At 41.6% G+C, this 16,124-nt stretch carries 13 protein-coding genes and 2 pseudogenes; 4 read left to right on the forward strand and 11 right to left on the reverse strand.

Features of this window, described 5'->3' with window-relative positions; all coding sequences use genetic code 11:
• Window positions 1-140: 140 nt before the first annotated feature.
• Window positions 141-1,394: a TIGR03503 family protein gene (locus PGX00_RS13400; RefSeq protein WP_272137221.1), complete on the reverse strand. Its 1,254-nt coding sequence runs from the start codon at window positions 1,392-1,394 to the stop codon at window positions 141-143.
• Window positions 1,395-1,402: 8 nt separating this feature from the next.
• The gene (dnaQ, locus tag PGX00_RS13405; protein WP_272137223.1) at window positions 1,403-2,140 is read right to left on the reverse strand and encodes a DNA polymerase III subunit epsilon; all 738 of its coding nucleotides are present in this window, start codon (window positions 2,138-2,140) and stop codon (window positions 1,403-1,405) included.
• Between the two features lie 63 nt (window positions 2,141-2,203).
• Between dnaQ and rnhA the strand changes: the two genes are divergently transcribed.
• Window positions 2,204-2,665 carry a ribonuclease HI gene (rnhA, locus tag PGX00_RS13410; protein WP_272137225.1) on the forward strand — a complete coding sequence of 154 codons (462 nt, stop codon included), beginning with the start codon at window positions 2,204-2,206 and terminating at the stop codon, window positions 2,663-2,665.
• A gap of 13 nt (window positions 2,666-2,678) precedes the next feature.
• Here rnhA and PGX00_RS13415 read toward each other — a convergent pair whose 3' ends face one another.
• Entirely contained in the window at window positions 2,679-3,425 is a 747-nt protein-coding gene (locus PGX00_RS13415) for a class I SAM-dependent methyltransferase (protein WP_272137227.1), read from the reverse strand.
• A gap of 37 nt (window positions 3,426-3,462) precedes the next feature.
• Between PGX00_RS13415 and gloB the strand changes: the two genes are divergently transcribed.
• The 3 genes from gloB (at window position 3,463) to PGX00_RS13430 (ending at window position 6,585) form a co-directional block, all read left to right on the forward strand.
• On the forward strand, window positions 3,463-4,221 hold the full coding sequence (gloB, locus tag PGX00_RS13420; RefSeq protein ID WP_272137229.1) for a hydroxyacylglutathione hydrolase: 759 nt from the start codon (window positions 3,463-3,465) through the stop codon (window positions 4,219-4,221).
• Window positions 4,222-4,291: 70 nt separating this feature from the next.
• On the forward strand, window positions 4,292-5,899 hold the full coding sequence (locus PGX00_RS13425; RefSeq protein WP_272137231.1) for a lytic transglycosylase: 1,608 nt from the start codon (window positions 4,292-4,294) through the stop codon (window positions 5,897-5,899).
• Window positions 5,899-6,585, forward strand: a complete 687-nt coding sequence (locus tag PGX00_RS13430) for a YIP1 family protein (protein ID WP_272138072.1) — start codon at window positions 5,899-5,901, stop codon at window positions 6,583-6,585. Before PGX00_RS13425 ends, PGX00_RS13430 begins: the two co-directional genes overlap by 1 nt.
• Before the next feature lie 3 nt (window positions 6,586-6,588).
• Here PGX00_RS13430 and PGX00_RS13435 read toward each other — a convergent pair whose 3' ends face one another.
• From PGX00_RS13435 to lpxB, 8 genes and pseudogenes are all read right to left on the reverse strand, one after another.
• Window positions 6,589-7,443, reverse strand: a complete 855-nt coding sequence (locus PGX00_RS13435) for an endonuclease/exonuclease/phosphatase family protein (RefSeq protein WP_272137233.1) — start codon at window positions 7,441-7,443, stop codon at window positions 6,589-6,591.
• 194 nt (window positions 7,444-7,637) lie between these two features.
• On the reverse strand, window positions 7,638-7,976 hold the full coding sequence (gene glnB / locus PGX00_RS13440; protein ID WP_272137235.1) for a nitrogen regulatory protein P-II: 339 nt from the start codon (window positions 7,974-7,976) through the stop codon (window positions 7,638-7,640).
• A gap of 79 nt (window positions 7,977-8,055) precedes the next feature.
• Window positions 8,056-8,367, reverse strand: a complete 312-nt coding sequence (locus PGX00_RS13445) for a c-type cytochrome (protein ID WP_272137238.1) — start codon at window positions 8,365-8,367, stop codon at window positions 8,056-8,058.
• 47 nt (window positions 8,368-8,414) lie between these two features.
• On the reverse strand, window positions 8,415-9,728 hold the full coding sequence (tilS, locus tag PGX00_RS13450; protein WP_272137240.1) for a tRNA lysidine(34) synthetase TilS: 1,314 nt from the start codon (window positions 9,726-9,728) through the stop codon (window positions 8,415-8,417).
• An 82-nt stretch (window positions 9,729-9,810) separates the two neighbouring features.
• The gene (gene accA, locus PGX00_RS13455) at window positions 9,811-10,770 is read right to left on the reverse strand and encodes an acetyl-CoA carboxylase carboxyl transferase subunit alpha (RefSeq protein WP_272137242.1); all 960 of its coding nucleotides are present in this window, start codon (window positions 10,768-10,770) and stop codon (window positions 9,811-9,813) included.
• Window positions 10,771-10,845: 75 nt separating this feature from the next.
• Window positions 10,846-14,325 carry a DNA polymerase III subunit alpha gene (gene dnaE, locus PGX00_RS13460; RefSeq protein ID WP_272137244.1) on the reverse strand — a complete coding sequence of 1,160 codons (3,480 nt, stop codon included), beginning with the start codon at window positions 14,323-14,325 and terminating at the stop codon, window positions 10,846-10,848.
• Window positions 14,326-14,363: 38 nt separating this feature from the next.
• A pseudogene (gene rnhB, locus PGX00_RS13465) lies at window positions 14,364-14,970 on the reverse strand (ribonuclease HII).
• Window positions 14,963-16,116: pseudogene (gene lpxB, locus PGX00_RS13470) on the reverse strand (lipid-A-disaccharide synthase). Before lpxB ends, rnhB begins: the two co-directional pseudogenes overlap by 8 nt.
• Window positions 16,117-16,124: the final 8 nt, after the last annotated feature.

The following is a 16,124-nucleotide window of genomic DNA, read 5'->3' on the forward strand; positions in this document are numbered from 1 at the left end:
TTTTCAAGGGATTAATATTAACTCGGAGTTTACCTAGTTTTGATTTCAGGTGTCGAGCGATTAGATAAAAGAATTGGATTTAACATTAAAAAACCACATAAAAAAATAGAAGAGCATCAAGCTCTTCTATTCCTAATCCACTACTGTTTCGGTGGTGCATCAAGTTGCATTTCGGGTGCTGAAACTTTACGTACTCTTAGTTTTCGAATGATAAACCAAATGATAAGGCCTAGAATGATGACGACTAAATTACCAACCAATATTGTTAACATTCCAGTCATTCTGGCCTCTTCTCTATCGCGCTTAATTCTTTCTATTTCGAGAGCCCTACGCTTTTCTTCTTGCAAACGCTGATACTCTTTAGTCGATTGTTCTATATCGAGCTTCTCCATGACACTGAAAGCAGACTCTTCAACCTGAATGACTAAGTCGCGTTTAGCCGCACCTTCAGTAGCATATACAGTGCCCTTCCAAGTATGCTTTCCGGGTTTCTGGTCATTAGTGATAGTAAATTCGGTCGTAAAGTCTTCTGGGCCAACGCTACTTTGAGTAAGAATCGTTCTTTTATCGGGCGTCGTTTGTTCAATCGTTGCTGCAATGCTACCCGGTAAAACCATACCCTGCTCACCTGTCACCGTGACCAAATGCCCCTCTGTTTCATCCCTTGATTGGATAAAGCCAACCGTAATTGGAGAAGGGTAAACAAGAACGGTCTGCTCTACTGCTCTTAAAAAAACGCCATTTCCGGAAGTGATAATGGCTCGATATTTACCTGGAGCAACCTCAATAGGAAGCTCCACGGTAAATATACCATCTCCGGATACTTCATCTAACCCTTGGCCATCGTCTTTAAAGGTACCAAGAATAGTGGATTCTGGTTCTGAGGTCAGTTCTGGGTTTTCCTCATCCTCAACATGTTGAATAAAGCTAACGCGTAACCTCACTCTATCCAAGAAGTCCTTCAATACTAATGGATTACCATCTTGCGTAAGGCGTGCCGTGAATTTTATTGTCTCGTCCTGATACAGGCGACTAGGAAACTTATCGACATGAAGAAGCAAATTCGATAGTAACTTTATATTATTTTTTGGTGTGACCTTGCCGACTGCCTGCCATGGTCCCGGCATCGGGTTTTCAATTGAAATAATGTCCATGCCATTTTCTTCATACCAAGACACGGTTTCAGGATGTTCCCATGAATAGTATTTTTTACCATCGGGACGAACCAGTACAACCGATCGGGATGGCGACTTTCGATAAATTACGAATGAGATTTGTTCTATAGTCGGGTCAACTCGAAATCGGTTGTCCAATAAAGAGACAGATGATTCTGTTTGAGACCAGCTAAAAAAACTGGTCAAAATACAGGTGATAAAAAACAGAATCCTAAGCATAGTTTCCTCTATTGTCGCCAGAGACAGCTTCCGCCTTTCTCTACGATATCTAAACGATTTTGATGTGCTTCTATTTCATCGGCAGATGCTCGTAAAACCTTAAGAGATTTTCTACCCGCGTTTACTCGCCTAATGGATTCACCCTCGCTATCTGATTGTTGTTCACTACTGAATTGCAATGAAGTCTGCCCCCCAGTCATAAGCAGGTAAACATCAGCTAAGATCTCTGCATCGAGCAATGCACCGTGCAGTGTTCGATGGGAGTTATCTATTCCATATCGCTCACAGAGAATATCGAGATTATTTCTCTTGCCGGGGAATATCTTTTTCGCCATGTCAAGAGTATCGGTAATCTTACAATACTGGCTTGTTTTACCGATTTTAGGATCTAACTTCTCAAACTCATAATCCATAAACCCGACATCGAAGGGTGCGTTATGAGCAACAAGTTCTGCACCTTTGATAAAGTCTAAGAATTCTTGATGAACTTGCCTATATTCAGGTTTGTCGCGAAGAAATTCGTCTGTGATACCGTGCACGTCAATTGCATCTTCTTGAATCAACCGATCAGGTTTCACATAAACGTGAAAGTGCTTACCCGTTAGCTTTCTATCAACGATTTCTACTGCACCAATTTCAATAATTCGATGCCCAAGATAAGTTGGTCCACCTTCTCGGTTCATACCGGTCGTTTCGGTATCGAGTACGACGATTCGTTGTTGGTTCAAATTGTTACTAGTATTCATAATGATATCTATGTCAGACTATATTTATACTGAAATCAGCGCATTGAGCAATAGTATCAAATCATGACGAAACAAGTTGAAGTTTTCACAGACGGTTCATGTTTAGGCAACCCCGGTCCCGGAGGCTATGGCATCGTCCTTAGATATAAAAAAACCGAAAAGCAACTGGCTAAAGGCTATACTTTGACAACAAATAACCGTATGGAAATGATGGCGGCCGTCGTCGCACTAAAAGCACTGAAAGAGCCTTGCCACGTCATTTTAACAACGGACAGCCAATATGTTCGCCAGGGAATCACCAAATGGATTCACAACTGGAAAAAACGGGAATGGATAACGTCAGATAAAAAGCCCGTAAAAAATGCAGACCTTTGGAAAGCATTAGATTTTGAAGCTTCTCGCCATTTCGTAGATTGGCACTGGGTTAAAGGGCATGCGGGGCATAGAGAAAACGAAATATGCGATGATATAGCAAGAGCCGCAGCAGAAAAACCAACCGAGATAGATGAAGGGTATAAAGGATAAATCACTTGAGATACTAATCTGAATTATTGGTCGATTCGGCGCGACTTTCTACTCTCATATTCACTCCAACTGGCGATAGCTTTCTCTTTAGTCGCCAGTGCGGCTTAATCAGTTTAAGGGGGTACGTTCTTTTTCTTGCCACAATAAAATAGAGGCTACCACATGGGGCTAACCTATCACCCATGCTATTCTCCAACCAAGTCCAAAACGGGTGTTTCATTGGAAAAACCGCATATCTATCGGTATGAACCACCTGGTAATTCAATAAGCCAAGCCAATCCCTTATACGATGAGGAGTAAACATTCGACCACTCCAAGGCAGACTATTCTTCCTCCATGGCATTAAACTGGCAAGCCCCGTTAAGCTAACTGGATTAAAACCCGTAATAATTAGATAGCCGTCATCGACCATCACTCTATCAACTTCTCGTAGTAGACGATGTGGGTCACTACAGAAATCTAATTGATGAGCGAGAAGGACGACATCGACACTTTTTTCTAAGAAGGGAAGATCATAAGGATCGGCAATGACAGTATGCAATGAGTTTTCAACATCAAGGTTGACTTGATGCTGAATATTACACATTCTACTAGCTATCTCACAACTTAGTCCACCTAGCTTTAACATGTGATAACCAAATAATTTAGGGCACCATTCGTCGAGTCTCATTTGAATAGACTCAGATACCCACTCACCATTTTTAAGGTGTTGCCATGAGTGAGGTTGTTCGATTATTTTTGAAGTACGAACTGGTTTCATCGATATCCTAACTTACAATTCATTGCTGGAGAATAAAATGTTAACCATCAAGAGCATACCCGCATTCAATGACAATTACATCTGGCTAATTCAAAATAGCGACCTACGCTGTGCGATTGTTGACCCAGGAGATGCCAAACCCGTACTTCAATATTTAGAACAGCAAAACCTTACCTTAGAAGCGATCCTTATAACTCACCACCACAAGGACCACGTTGGCGGAGTGCCAGCCTTGTTGGACTCGTTTCCTAACATTAAGATTGTTGGCCCAGAAAAAGAAGATATTCCTTACCTTACGCATCATTTAAATGGCGGAGACCAATTTTCCCTGTTTGATGAAACGTTCTTAGTTATTGACCTACCAGGACATACACTTGGACACCTTGGGTATGTGGGCGATGGGAAGTTATTTAGTGGCGACGTTTTATTCTCAGCTGGATGCGGCCGCATTTTTGAAGGCTCGCCAGAACAAATGTTTGATTCGATAAACAAGATACTCGCCCTTCCCGATGACACCAAGGTGTACCCTGCTCACGAATATACTAGCGCTAACGTTTCGTTTGCACTGGCCGTCGAGCCAGGTAATAAAGATCTACTCACTTATAGAGAAGATGTCTTTCAATTGAGAGCAGAACGAAAACCAACGCTACCAACAACCTTACAAAAAGAAAAATTGATTAACCCTTTTTTACGAGTGGATCAACCTAGCGTGGTCAATTCTATAGCAAATAGGACCAAAGAAACGTCACCATTAGCAGTCTTTACTGCATTAAGGGAGTGGAAGAACGCATTTTAACATTTTCTCGCTTGTCTCTGAATATGACCGCAAGTATCATCAGCAGTCAATTTTTAACAAGGTTAGCTAAATGAGAATGCTGTTTAGTTGGGTCGTTGTACTGCTGTTGGCAGGTTGCCAAGCGACTCAACAAATTGACTCTTCTTCTGAGACAAATGACACCACAGGTAAGACCCCTTCATCAGACTCCAATTCGAATGCTGTAATTAGTAGTGATACTGATACGATCAATGCAGCGAAAGATGGAACTGCGTCGTCACAAAGTGATAGCAATAAACCAGATATTACACCTTGGAATCGCGATGATGTTTGGGAACGCATTGCGATGCAACTGAAATTAGAAGTACCCGACCATAAAAGAGTAGAGTATTACCGAAATTGGTTTATCACTCACCCGAGTCATATGGTGGAAGTATCTCGACGCGCCGAACCTTTCTTATATCTGATTGTTGAAAAAATAGAAGAACGCCATTTACCATTAGAGCTGGCACTTCTTCCTGTTGTTGAAAGCTCGTTTGACGCCTTCGCTTATTCACACGGTAGCGCAGCTGGACTGTGGCAATTTGTACCTAGCACCGGAAAAATGTATGGCTTAGAACAAAATTACTGGTACGACGGCAGACGCGATGTTGAATTCGCCACAGATGCCGCACTGGAATTCTTAGTTTCTCTGAACAAACGATTTAATGGCGACTGGAATCTTGCTATAGCAGCTTATAACAGTGGCGGTGGACGCGTTTCACGCGCAATCACGAAAAACAAGAAAGCAGGAAAGCCGATAGACTTTTTCTCTCTTGAACTACCTAAAGAGACCAGTAGCTATGTACCAAAATTATTGGCCTTAGCCGATGTTGTCGCAAACCAAGAGAAATATGGCATTAGTATTCCACCTATCGCCAATAAACCTGTTTTAGAAAGTGTCGACCCGAAAGAGCAGCTAGATTTAGCCATAGCGGCTAACTATGCTGGCCTTACCGTTACTGAGCTTCAAAGCTACAATCCTGCATATAATCAATGGGCAACAGCCCCTGAAGGCCCGTTTCATTTTCTACTTCCATTAGCGTCCATCGACCAGTTTACGAAGTCGGTAGAAGGGAACCGAGGGAAAGGTGTAAAGCTTGTTCGGTATAAAGTGAAATCGGGTGATACTCTAAGTGTGATAGCAAGAAAGCATGATACAACGAGTAAAATTATCCGCACAGCCAATAGTCTTTCAAGCAATATGATCCGTGTTGGTCAACACTTGATGATCCCAACATCAACAAAAGGTGATGATACCTATGCGCTTAGCGCCAAAAACCGCTTAGCTAAAACACAGTCTACTGCCAAAGGTAAATTTAAGGTTACTCATACTGTTGCGAGCGGTGATAGCTTATGGACAATTTCAAGAAAGCACAATGTCTCTTATCAGTCCTTAGCTAAATGGAACGGAATGGGGCCAAGAGATACGCTAAAAATAGGTCAAAAGCTAGTTATTTGGAAAAATAACAGTGATGGTGCAATTATGCGAACAGTGCATTATAAAGTTCGCACAGGAGACACCATCAGTGGTATAGCGAGCAAATTCAAAGTCAAAAGTGCTGACATTGTAAAATGGAACAATTTGGCAAAGAAAAAATACATAAAACCAGGGCAAAGCCTGAAGCTTTATGTCGATGTGACTAAGGTCAGCGTATGATAGTTCCTTCTAGTAACCCATTGATAATGGTAGTAGATATATTTAGGTCTCCAACTTCATGCTTCGCTGCGCTTTATCAACGAGGCGCTTGGGGCTGGCAAACCTACATACTTCTGTTACTAACGCCATTTTTATTCTGGGGATATTACTTCGACATCGTTGATTTCGAATGGTTAAAATACAATTTAACTGAACAACTTCAAGCGTCGTCTCCAGATAAAATAGCGCTACTCGAAAAAAACACGCTTATGGCAAGTGAGATTCTAAACACGGTATTAAATAGAACGCTAAATATCGGCTTGCTTGCATTTTGGTTTTTCTTAGCTGCAAAACCGAGCCGCCATCAGCATGGGTATTGGAAATGGTTTGCAGCGTCTAGCGTCGTTATTTTTCCAGCTGTTATTGGCGACTTTGCAAGTTATGTGAGTCTGCTAGTTAACCATGGTAACGTGATGAGCTATGCCGCCGACTTAAATAGTCTAAATGGCTTGCTTAAACTGCCATTAACAAGTGAGTGGTCTTCATTTACTCGCGCATTCCCTCTACTGCTGCCATGGTATATTGTACTTGGTTATGCAGCTATTGGCGCTTGGACCGAATTTACTAAAGGTCAAGCTTTGGCTATTTCCGCTCTTCCTTGGCTTGGTTATTACTTTATATGGGCTTTGTATATTCTGATTTTTTAGACTTTATTCACTAAGCATAAAGCTAATTATTAAAGGATTATGATCTGAAGCGTCCGTTATGGGCGCTTTTGCATTTATCGCCTGTAGGCCTTTGTAAAACACATGATCCAACGGTAAGCCGTTTACAAAACGTTTACGATGATCTGGCTCGAACTCGATTTCTTTTAAGCCCAACTCATTAACCCCTGCCCTTAGTCGTGCAAATCTATCCTCATTCCATGTATTAAAATCCCCCGCCAGAATAATCGGACCCTTATGTAGCAATAGTTCCTTTTTTAACACATTGAGTTGCTGTTCGTACTCCTTTGTGCCTAACGTAAAATTGATGGCATGCAAGTTAACAACGGCGAGTTCTTCATTGTTGGATAAAAGATAGCGAGCATACAACCCTGCCTTAGGTAACCTTAACCACGGCTCTTTAAAGCCATACGCACAAGCAATAATAGGAAATTCTGAAGCGAGGTTAATAATGCCAGCGCTCGTATCAAAAGCAGAAAATGCTTGTACATAGTTGCTGCCCCAATCTTGACGCTCAATCCAACTTAGAAATGTTTTTGTTAAGCTCGCTTCTTGAAGCAAAAGAAGTTGAGAGTCATGACTAAATTCATTTAAAGCTGGTTCCCAATTGTCTCGATTCTGTTTGTATATATTCCAGACCAACAGGTTCAGTTTGCCGTTTTTATCAATGGGTTTAGGTAAAGCGTTGTGATAACAAACGGGCGTAACATGGTCTTGTTCTTGACCTAGTAATAATTGCCGAGGCTGGTCAGGCACATCAAAAACTATCTGAAATGACAATGTGATCAATGCGACAAATAAGATACATATCAATAGAACCGCTTTAATTGCTTTTTTCATACCGCACCCTCTAAATCGTCCAACCTTTTTCTAGTAATGCTGTTCGGCTCATGCCAAGTATGTCGTCATTTCCGTTGAAACAGGAAATTTAGGAGGAATTAGATTTTCACTATCGTAGGAATGGCACTACATAAAAAGGTTTCAGCTTAGAAAACAAAAAAGGAGCCTTAGCTCCTTTTTTCACTTAACCGTTTTTAGATAGCGTCTTCATCTTCTTCGCCAGTACGAATACGCACCACACGATCAACATTTGTGACGAATATTTTACCGTCACCTATTTTACCCGTTTGAGCAGTATCAATAATCGTGTCGATGCATTGATCAACAACATCGCTATTAACGACGATTTCAAGCTTAACTTTAGGTAAAAAGTCAACCACATACTCAGCTCCACGGTAAAGCTCTGTGTGACCTTTCTGACGACCAAAACCTTTAACCTCAGATACTGTCATCCCTGTAATGCCAACTTCTGCTAGCGCTTCACGAACATCATCCAATTTAAACGGCTTGATGATAGCTTCAATCTTTTTCATATTAATCCCTTAATCTTACATCTATGACAGCATTATTATTGAAATCAACTAAATAACCAATGCTAACGATTTAATAAACTTATTTCATTTGCGAGTAGTATGCCGCCAGATTTTCAATATCTTGATCACTTAGCATGGACGCTTGTGGCTGCATTATTGCGGCATTACCACCACTTCGCTCTTTGGTGCGATAAGCTTTAATTGAAGAAATAATGTACTTCTCATTTTGACCTGCAAGGTTTGGGTACCCATCAATTGACGATATACCTGCAACCCCATGACAAGCGCCGCACACCATTGACTTAGCTTTACCCGCTACTGGGTCTCCAGCCAACACAGAACCACTAAACAGTACAGTACTCATTACTAATCCAGTTACTAACTTATTCATAACTCTTCCTTTAATTTTAAGATATTCTAATTATCGAGCTTACTCTCTTATACTTTATCCCATAGAATTTCACAATCATCACCGTGAAATTCTTTGCACACAAAAAGATCTACGACCATAGCAAGTTGATCGCCATACATAATAATTGGCGTTCGAGTTCTTAACCAACTTGGTACTCCATATTCCTGAAATAGTTTTTTCAGTTTTCTACTGTGCCCACGCTCAACCGGATGAGCCGTTAACCCTTGCGGTTTAAAATGCACCTGTACTTGCTCATCATCTCTAGGAGAACGCAATGAAAGAGGTGTCTCTGTACTTTTATCAGTAAGTTGAATACGGCCTAATTTTTCAGGTAACTCTACCCATTGATTAGAGGGCAGAAATTCAGACCAAGAACTAACATCAGATAGTCTTTCCACAAAATAAAGCCTATCTTTGAATCGCCTAACTTCTCCAGACGTAATGTTCATTCTTGGGTTGGCATCTGCCTTTGCCATTGCGACCTCATTCCAAATCAAGCTGAGTTGCACGAAAGACGGCATGATGCTTTTCCTAGAGCCTAACCAAAGTCTTAATAACTGATTTCTAGCAAGCTCACTCTGATGTCTAAGCTGGGAAATAGATAATCCACCATCTACGGCGGTAAACTCTACCAATCGGTCATGAAGTAACTCATTGATCAATGACTCTTGATCCGCACAAAGCTGACTGCTTCGCAAAACCGACTGCTCTATATTAGGCCAACGGGATTTAAGCGAAGGAATAACTTCTTGCCGCAAAAAATTGCGATCATATCGAATATCTTGATTACTTTCGTCTTCATTCCAGCTCAAACCTTGCAAGTTAGCGTACCCAACTATCTCGGCTTGACTGATAGTCAAAAGAGGTCGAACTAGGTATCCTTTTGCAAAAGAAGTGCACTCTGGCATCGCTGATAAACCTTTGGGCCCACTGCCTCTTTTCATTGCTAACAAAAATGTTTCTAATTGATCAGCATTATGCTGACCCGTTAACAAAAGGTCGTTTCGTTTTACGTGTTTTTCTAACGCCTGATAGCGCTTGTTGCGAGCTTCTTGTTCAATGCTCACATTCCGAGCTAAATTAAGTTCGACATGTTCAATAAACAACTCTATACCGTAATCACGACACCAAAGACTACAACGTTCAGCCCATTCGTTGGCGTTGTCACTCAACCCATGATGCACATGAACCGCTAAACAGGTTATTCCATTGTGTGTAGCTTTATAACGAGCGAGCAGATCCAATAAAACTCTTGAATCGACACCCCCGCTCAATGCAAGCACAATACGGCCGTCCGGTTGATGATATTTTTCTATAATTGAGGTAAGAGTATCTAACAAAGTTTGGCCTTATATTTTGAACAAAAAACGGACCAAAAGGTCCGTTCTATTCTAACTTATTCGATTTATATTTTCTGCAATCTTAACAGTAACCATAACTCATTAAACGCTGATATCTACGCTCAAGTAAATCGTCATTTTCTAATTCAGTCAATTCATCTAACTGCTTGATAAGCATTGCTTTCATGTTTTTAGCCATTTGGATAGGATCACGATGTGCGCCACCTAATGGTTCTTCAATAATTTCATCAATAAGCTCAAGCTCTTTTAAACGCGGAGCAATCAGCCCCATTGCTTCTGCCGCTTGTGGCGCTTTATCAGAGTCACGCCAAAGTATAGAGGCACAACCTTCCGGAGAAATAACCGAATAGGTCGAATACTGAAGCATATTGACATAGTCACCAACACCAATAGCCAATGCTCCACCACTGCCGCCTTCACCGACAACATTACATATTACAGGCACTTTAAGACCTGACATCACCTTAAGGTTTTTAGCTATAGCTTCAGATTGCCCGCGCTCTTCAGCACCAACACCTGGATAAGCACCTGCTGTATCAATAAACGTTATAATCGGCATTTTGAAACGCTCTGCCATCTCCATTAGTCGAAGGGCCTTACGGTACCCTTCTGGTTTTGGCATACCAAAATTACGTATGACTTTTTCTTTTGTCTCACGCCCTTTTTGATGACCAATAACCATTACCGGACGGCCATCTAAGCGAGCCATACCACCAACAATCGCTTTATCATCACCATAAGCACGATCGCCCGCTAAAGCTTCAAATTCCGTAAATACTTGTTCAACATAATCAAGTGTATAAGGACGTTGTGGATGGCGAGCGAGTTGCGCTACTTGCCAAGCACCCAAATCACTAAATATTTTCTTTTTAAGCTCTAAGCTTTTCTCTTCTAATTGAGAAATCTCTTTGTCTAGATCCACCGATGTGTCACCACCGTGGCGAGACACATCTCGAAGTGCTTCGATCTTTGCTTCTAGTTCAGCAATCGGCTTTTCAAATTCTAGAAAGTTCAGGCTCATCATGAATCCTTTGTTATACAACTGCAAATAACCTCTATACCAATATAGTTAATTATTGGGTTATCACAACTGACTTTAGTTAAATTCGAGTTCTACTTGGTTTTTACCAAGTAACTGTTTTAATTCGTCTATCAGCGTGTCATTTGGTGTTACACGCCATTCTGTTCCTAATGCGAGCTTAGCTCTAGCATCTTCTCTTTGATAATACACGTTTACTGGAACCGTTCCCGCTTTGTGCGGCTCCAAGATCGCACTAAACTGTTCAAAAAATTGATCATTTATCTGTGATTGCATGATAGAAACTGATAATCCGCGAGTATATTTTTCACGCGCTTCACCAATATCCATCACTTCACGGGCAGACATTTTAAGGCCACCATTGAAGTCATCAAAGCTGACCTGTCCAGAAATCACTAAAATTTTATCTTTTTCTAGTAATTCTGCATACCTATCCAACACATCAGAGAACATCATGACTTCAATTCGACCAGACCTATCATCCAATGTCATAAGGCCAATACGTGAACCTCGTTTGGTTGTCATCACTCTGGCAGCGATAACTAAACCTGATAATGTAACACTCTGATCTCTTCTTGTTGGTGTCGCATCTTTTAATCGACAACTAGTATACTTAGCAAGTTCCTTTAAATACGCATTAATTGGATGACCAGTTAAATAAAGCCCTAAAGTTTCTCGCTCTCCCTCAAGCCATACTTTTTCTGGCCACTCAGGGACTTGAGCATAAGCTTGCTCTACTGCTTCAGGTGCGTCCGTTAACACGCCAAACATATCTGCCTGCCCAAATGCTTCAGCTTGACGATGTTGACCCGCTGCTTTTACAGCATCATCAACAGATGCCATCATCGCTGCGCGATGTGGGCCCAATCGGTCTAATGCGCCAGCCTGAATTAGCTTTTCAATAACACGCTTATTCACTTTCTTCAGGTCAATACGGGCGCAAAAATCGAAGAGGTCTTTAAAATAACCCCCTTGATTTCGCGCCGCTATAATATTTTCAATTGGGCCTTCACCAACACCTTTAATCGCACCAATACCGTAAACAACGGCACCTGATTCATCAACATTAAACCGATAAAGCCCTGCATTGATATCCGGTGGCAAAACCGCCAGTTTCATGCGGATACATTCATCCACTAGCCCAACAACTTTCTCGGTATTATCCATATCCGCAGTCATAACTGCTGCCATGAACTCAGCTGGATAATGGGTTTTCAACCATAACGTTTGATACGATACTAGCGCATAAGCCGCAGAGTGCGATTTGTTAAAGCCATACCCTGCAAATTTTTCCACAAGGTCAAATATCTTCATCGATAATTCGCCATCGACACCATTATCGATAGCCCCTTGTTCAAATACCGAGCGTTGCTTCGCCATCTCTTCTGGTTTCTTCTTACCCATTGCTCGGCGAAGCATATCTGCACCACCTAAGGTATAACCGGCAAGAATCTGAGCTATCTGCATCACCTGCTCTTGATACAAGATAATGCCATAGGTGGGTTCGAGCGTTTCTTTAAGCGAATCATGCTGCCAAGTTTCATCAGGATAAGAAACCGCTTCACGGCCGTGCTTACGGTCAATAAAGTTATCTACCATACCTGACTGCAAAGGCCCTGGTCGAAATAGTGCCACCAAAGCGATAATATCTTCGAAACAGTCTGGCTGAAGTCGCTTGATAAGCTCTTTCATTCCTCGGGATTCTAACTGGAATACTGCTGTGGTTTCTGAATCTTGTAACTTTCTAAATGAACGTGCATCATCGAGAGGAATAGACTCTATTCGAACCGGCTCTTTTCCTTCTTTTTCCAGACGAGGGTTAACTAACCCTAAAGCCCAATCGATAATGGTTAGAGTACGTAAACCAAGAAAATCAAACTTAACCAGTCCTGCTGTTTCAACATCATTTTTATCAAATTGAGTAACAGGGAAATTCCCGTCAGCGTCACAATAGATTGGTGCGAAATCCGTAATGGTCGTTGGTGATATAACCACTCCACCGGCATGCTTACCAGCGTTACGGGTCACCCCTTCTAAAATTCGGCACTTGTCGATAAGCTCTTTTACGTCTTCATCTGCTTCGTAGATTTCAGGAAGCTGGGGTTCGGCCTTAAATGCTTTTTCAAGAGTCATTCCCGGATCTGGTGGGACTAACTTAGATATTCGGTCAACAAACCCATAGGGATGCCCAAGAACCCGTCCCACGTCGCGAATAACTGCTTTCGCCGCCATCGTACCAAAGGTAATGATCTGAGATACGGCATCGCGCCCATACATCTCTGCAACGTGATCAATAACTTGATCGCGCTTATCCATACAAAAATCCACATCGAAATCGGGCATGGAAACACGCTCAGGGTTAAGAAAACGTTCAAAGAGAAGGTCGTATTCTAGCGGGTCCAAATCAGTGATACTTAACGCATAAGCTACCAGAGAACCAGCACCTGAACCTCGACCGGGGCCTACAGGCACATCATTATCCTTTGACCACTGAATAAACTCCATCACAATTAGAAAGTAACCAGGAAAGCCCATCTGGTTAATTACGTCTAATTCAATTTTTAAACGTTCATCATAATCTGGTCGTTTTTCTAATCGAACCTGTTCATCCGGGAACAGAAATTCTAATCGTTGCTCTAAACCTTCCTCGGACTTTTTAATTAAGTAGTCTTCAATTTTCATCCCTTCAGTTGGGAAATTAGGTAAAAATATTTCACCTAATCGAACGGTTGCGTTACAACGCTTGGCAATTTCAACACTATTTTCTAACGCTTCAGGAATATCTGAAAATAGTTCGCACATTTCTTCTTCAGTGCGCAAGTATTGCTGGGCACTGTAATTTTTAGGTCTTCGAGGATCAACGAGGGTAAAGCCATCGTGTATTGCTACACGAATTTCGTGCGCATCAAATTGATCCGCATGAAGAAACACAACCTCATTGGTTGCGACAACCGGTAATCCCGTATTTTCAGCGAGTTCCAGCGCGAAATGTAAGTAACTTTCCTCGTCAGCTCTTCCTGTTCGAGACAGCTCTAAATAAAAATGCTCAGGAAAATGTTGGTTATAAAACGCAACACAACGATCGACTAAGTGTTGATTTCCCTTAAGTAAAGCTTTACCAATTTCACCATTTTTCCCACCGGAAAGAATAATTAGACCTTCTTTATGGTTTGCTAACCACTCTTTATCTATAACGGGTTGATGTTGGACATGACCTCTTTGGTACGCTTCAGAGATAAGTAGTGTAAGGTTGTTGTACCCTTTATTGTCTTTCGCAATAACCGTTATCTGTGTTAATTCGTCACCAAACAGGTCGGATTGCATCGCAAAATCTGCGCCAATGATAGGCTTAATTCCGCAGCTGTGCGCCGTATTATAGAACTTCACCAAGCCACATAGGTTTGTAAAGTCGGTAAGCGCCATTGCCGGCATACCTAACTCAGCTACCTTTTTCACCAATGGCGGGACTTTAGACAGCCCATCTACCATGGAATAATCACTATGTACTCTTAAGTGTATAAATTTTGGGTCAGACATTATTTTTGGTTACTCAGTGCTCGATTCAATGTTTAGGGCTATACAAGACCTAACGCTTTTTTAACTGGCTTAAAGCTCTTTCTATGTTGTTCAATAACACCATACTTATCAATGGCTTCTATGTGAGCTTTGGTTGGATAGCCTTTATGTTTAGCAAAACCAAATTCTGGAAATTGATTATCTAACTCTTCCATCTCTTTGTCTCGTACAACCTTTGCTAAAATAGAAGCGGCACTAATTTCTGCCACTCGTAAATCGCCTTTCACTATCGCTGTAGCTGGCATGATTAACTCTGGGACTCTGTTGCCATCAATCAACACAAAGTCTGGTTGTATAGATAGTGCATCTACAGCTCGGGTCATCGCCAACATGGTAGCGTGTAAAATATTAAGACGATCTATTTCAACGGGAGAGCAACGCCCAATAGACCATGCCAACGCCTTCTCTTTTATCTCAGGAAAAAGCGCTAACCTTTTTTTCTGAAAGTTTTTTGGAGTCAGTCAAACCTTCAATAGGGTTGTTCGGGTCAAGAATAACAGCGGCAGTGACTACGTCACCCACAAGTGGGCCACGACCTACTTCATCTACACCAGCATACAAAGTAAAACCTTGGGGATACTCAAATGGAGGAAACTCATTAATCATTGTACTTACCTATTAATTTCAGAACCGCTGAAGCCGCCTGTTCATCCGCATTTTTTCGAATCCAGTGATGCATCTCTGTGAATTTTTCCAACACTTCTTGGTTATCACAGGAAAGCAACCTATCAACTTCATGAAAAAGATTTTCAGAATGGCATTCCTCCAAAATGAACTCTTTCACTAACTCTTTACCAGCAAGAATATTTGGTAAAGAAACAAACTCGGTATTAACTAAACGTTTGGCAATAAAGGCCGTTATAGCGTTAACGTTATAAGCGACAACCATTGGTCTCTTCACTAACATGCATTCTAATGCAACGGTTCCAGATGCGAGCATCACTACATCCGATGCTTGAATCACGTTTCTGGCCGTATCGTTTACTAAAGTGAAGTCGAGCTCTGGCGCAAGATGTTTCCATACCTGTTCAAACTGCTCACGTCTTTTATCGTTTACAAGCGCAACGACAAAGCCAATGTCTGGATACTTTTGATGGAGTTTTTGGCAAGTTTCTATAAATGGCTGAGCCAACATTTTCAGCTCAGCACCACGACTACCCGGCAATACGGCTAACCACTTCTTGTTATTATCCAAACCCAACGCTTCTCGAGCTTGTTCTTTGGGACTTTCTAGAGGGATAGCATCCGCAAGGGTATGACCTATAAATTCGCACGGTACATTAAATTTGTCATAAAATGCTTTTTCAAACGGCAGAAATGCCAGAACAAGATTTGTTGCTGCTTCGATCTTAAAATTCTTTTTTGACGCCATGCCCACACCGATGGACTGACGTAATGAACGGTTTTTATACCTATGTCTTTGAGGTTTTTTTCTAATCTTAGATTAAAGTCAGGCGCATCAATACCAACAAATACGTCAGGTGGGTTTGACGTATAATACTTCACCAGTTCTGCTTTAACTTTCAAAAGCCTTGGTAATCGACCTAAAACCTCAACCAACCCCATTACCGCCAACTCTTCCATATCAAACAGGGACTGGCAACCTAAGGCATTCATCTTTGGACCGCCAATACCAACAAACTGAGCATCAGGGACTTGCTGCTTTATCGCTTTAATAAAGCCTTCTCCCAGAGTATCTCCCGACAGTTCTCCGACGACAATACCTATGACAAGAGGACGAGGTTGAGACATAACTACTA

The sequence above is a fragment of the Vibrio algarum genome (assembly GCF_028204155.1).
Taxonomy (GTDB): domain Bacteria; phylum Pseudomonadota; class Gammaproteobacteria; order Enterobacterales; family Vibrionaceae; genus Vibrio; species Vibrio algarum.

What these genes read in the sequence shown, in the direction of transcription:
- gloB (WP_272137229.1), top strand. Translation starts at nt 3,463, where the DNA reads ATGTTAACCATCAAGAGCATACCCGCATTCAATGACAATTACATCTGG.
- rnhA (WP_272137225.1), top strand. Translation starts at nt 2,204, where the DNA reads ATGACGAAACAAGTTGAAGTTTTCACAGACGGTTCATGTTTAGGCAAC.
- PGX00_RS13400 (WP_272137221.1), bottom strand. Translation starts at nt 1,394, where the DNA reads ATGCTTAGGATTCTGTTTTTTATCACCTGTATTTTGACCAGTTTTTTT.
- dnaQ (WP_272137223.1), bottom strand. Translation starts at nt 2,140, where the DNA reads ATGAATACTAGTAACAATTTGAACCAACAACGAATCGTCGTACTCGAT.
- PGX00_RS13445 (WP_272137238.1), bottom strand. Translation starts at nt 8,367, where the DNA reads ATGAATAAGTTAGTAACTGGATTAGTAATGAGTACTGTACTGTTTAGT.
- PGX00_RS13425 (WP_272137231.1), top strand. Translation starts at nt 4,292, where the DNA reads ATGAGAATGCTGTTTAGTTGGGTCGTTGTACTGCTGTTGGCAGGTTGC.
- PGX00_RS13435 (WP_272137233.1), bottom strand. Translation starts at nt 7,443, where the DNA reads ATGAAAAAAGCAATTAAAGCGGTTCTATTGATATGTATCTTATTTGTC.
- PGX00_RS13415 (WP_272137227.1), bottom strand. Translation starts at nt 3,425, where the DNA reads ATGAAACCAGTTCGTACTTCAAAAATAATCGAACAACCTCACTCATGG.
- dnaE (WP_272137244.1), bottom strand. Translation starts at nt 14,325, where the DNA reads ATGTCTGACCCAAAATTTATACACTTAAGAGTACATAGTGATTATTCC.
- glnB (WP_272137235.1), bottom strand. Translation starts at nt 7,976, where the DNA reads ATGAAAAAGATTGAAGCTATCATCAAGCCGTTTAAATTGGATGATGTT.
- accA (WP_272137242.1), bottom strand. Translation starts at nt 10,770, where the DNA reads ATGAGCCTGAACTTTCTAGAATTTGAAAAGCCGATTGCTGAACTAGAA.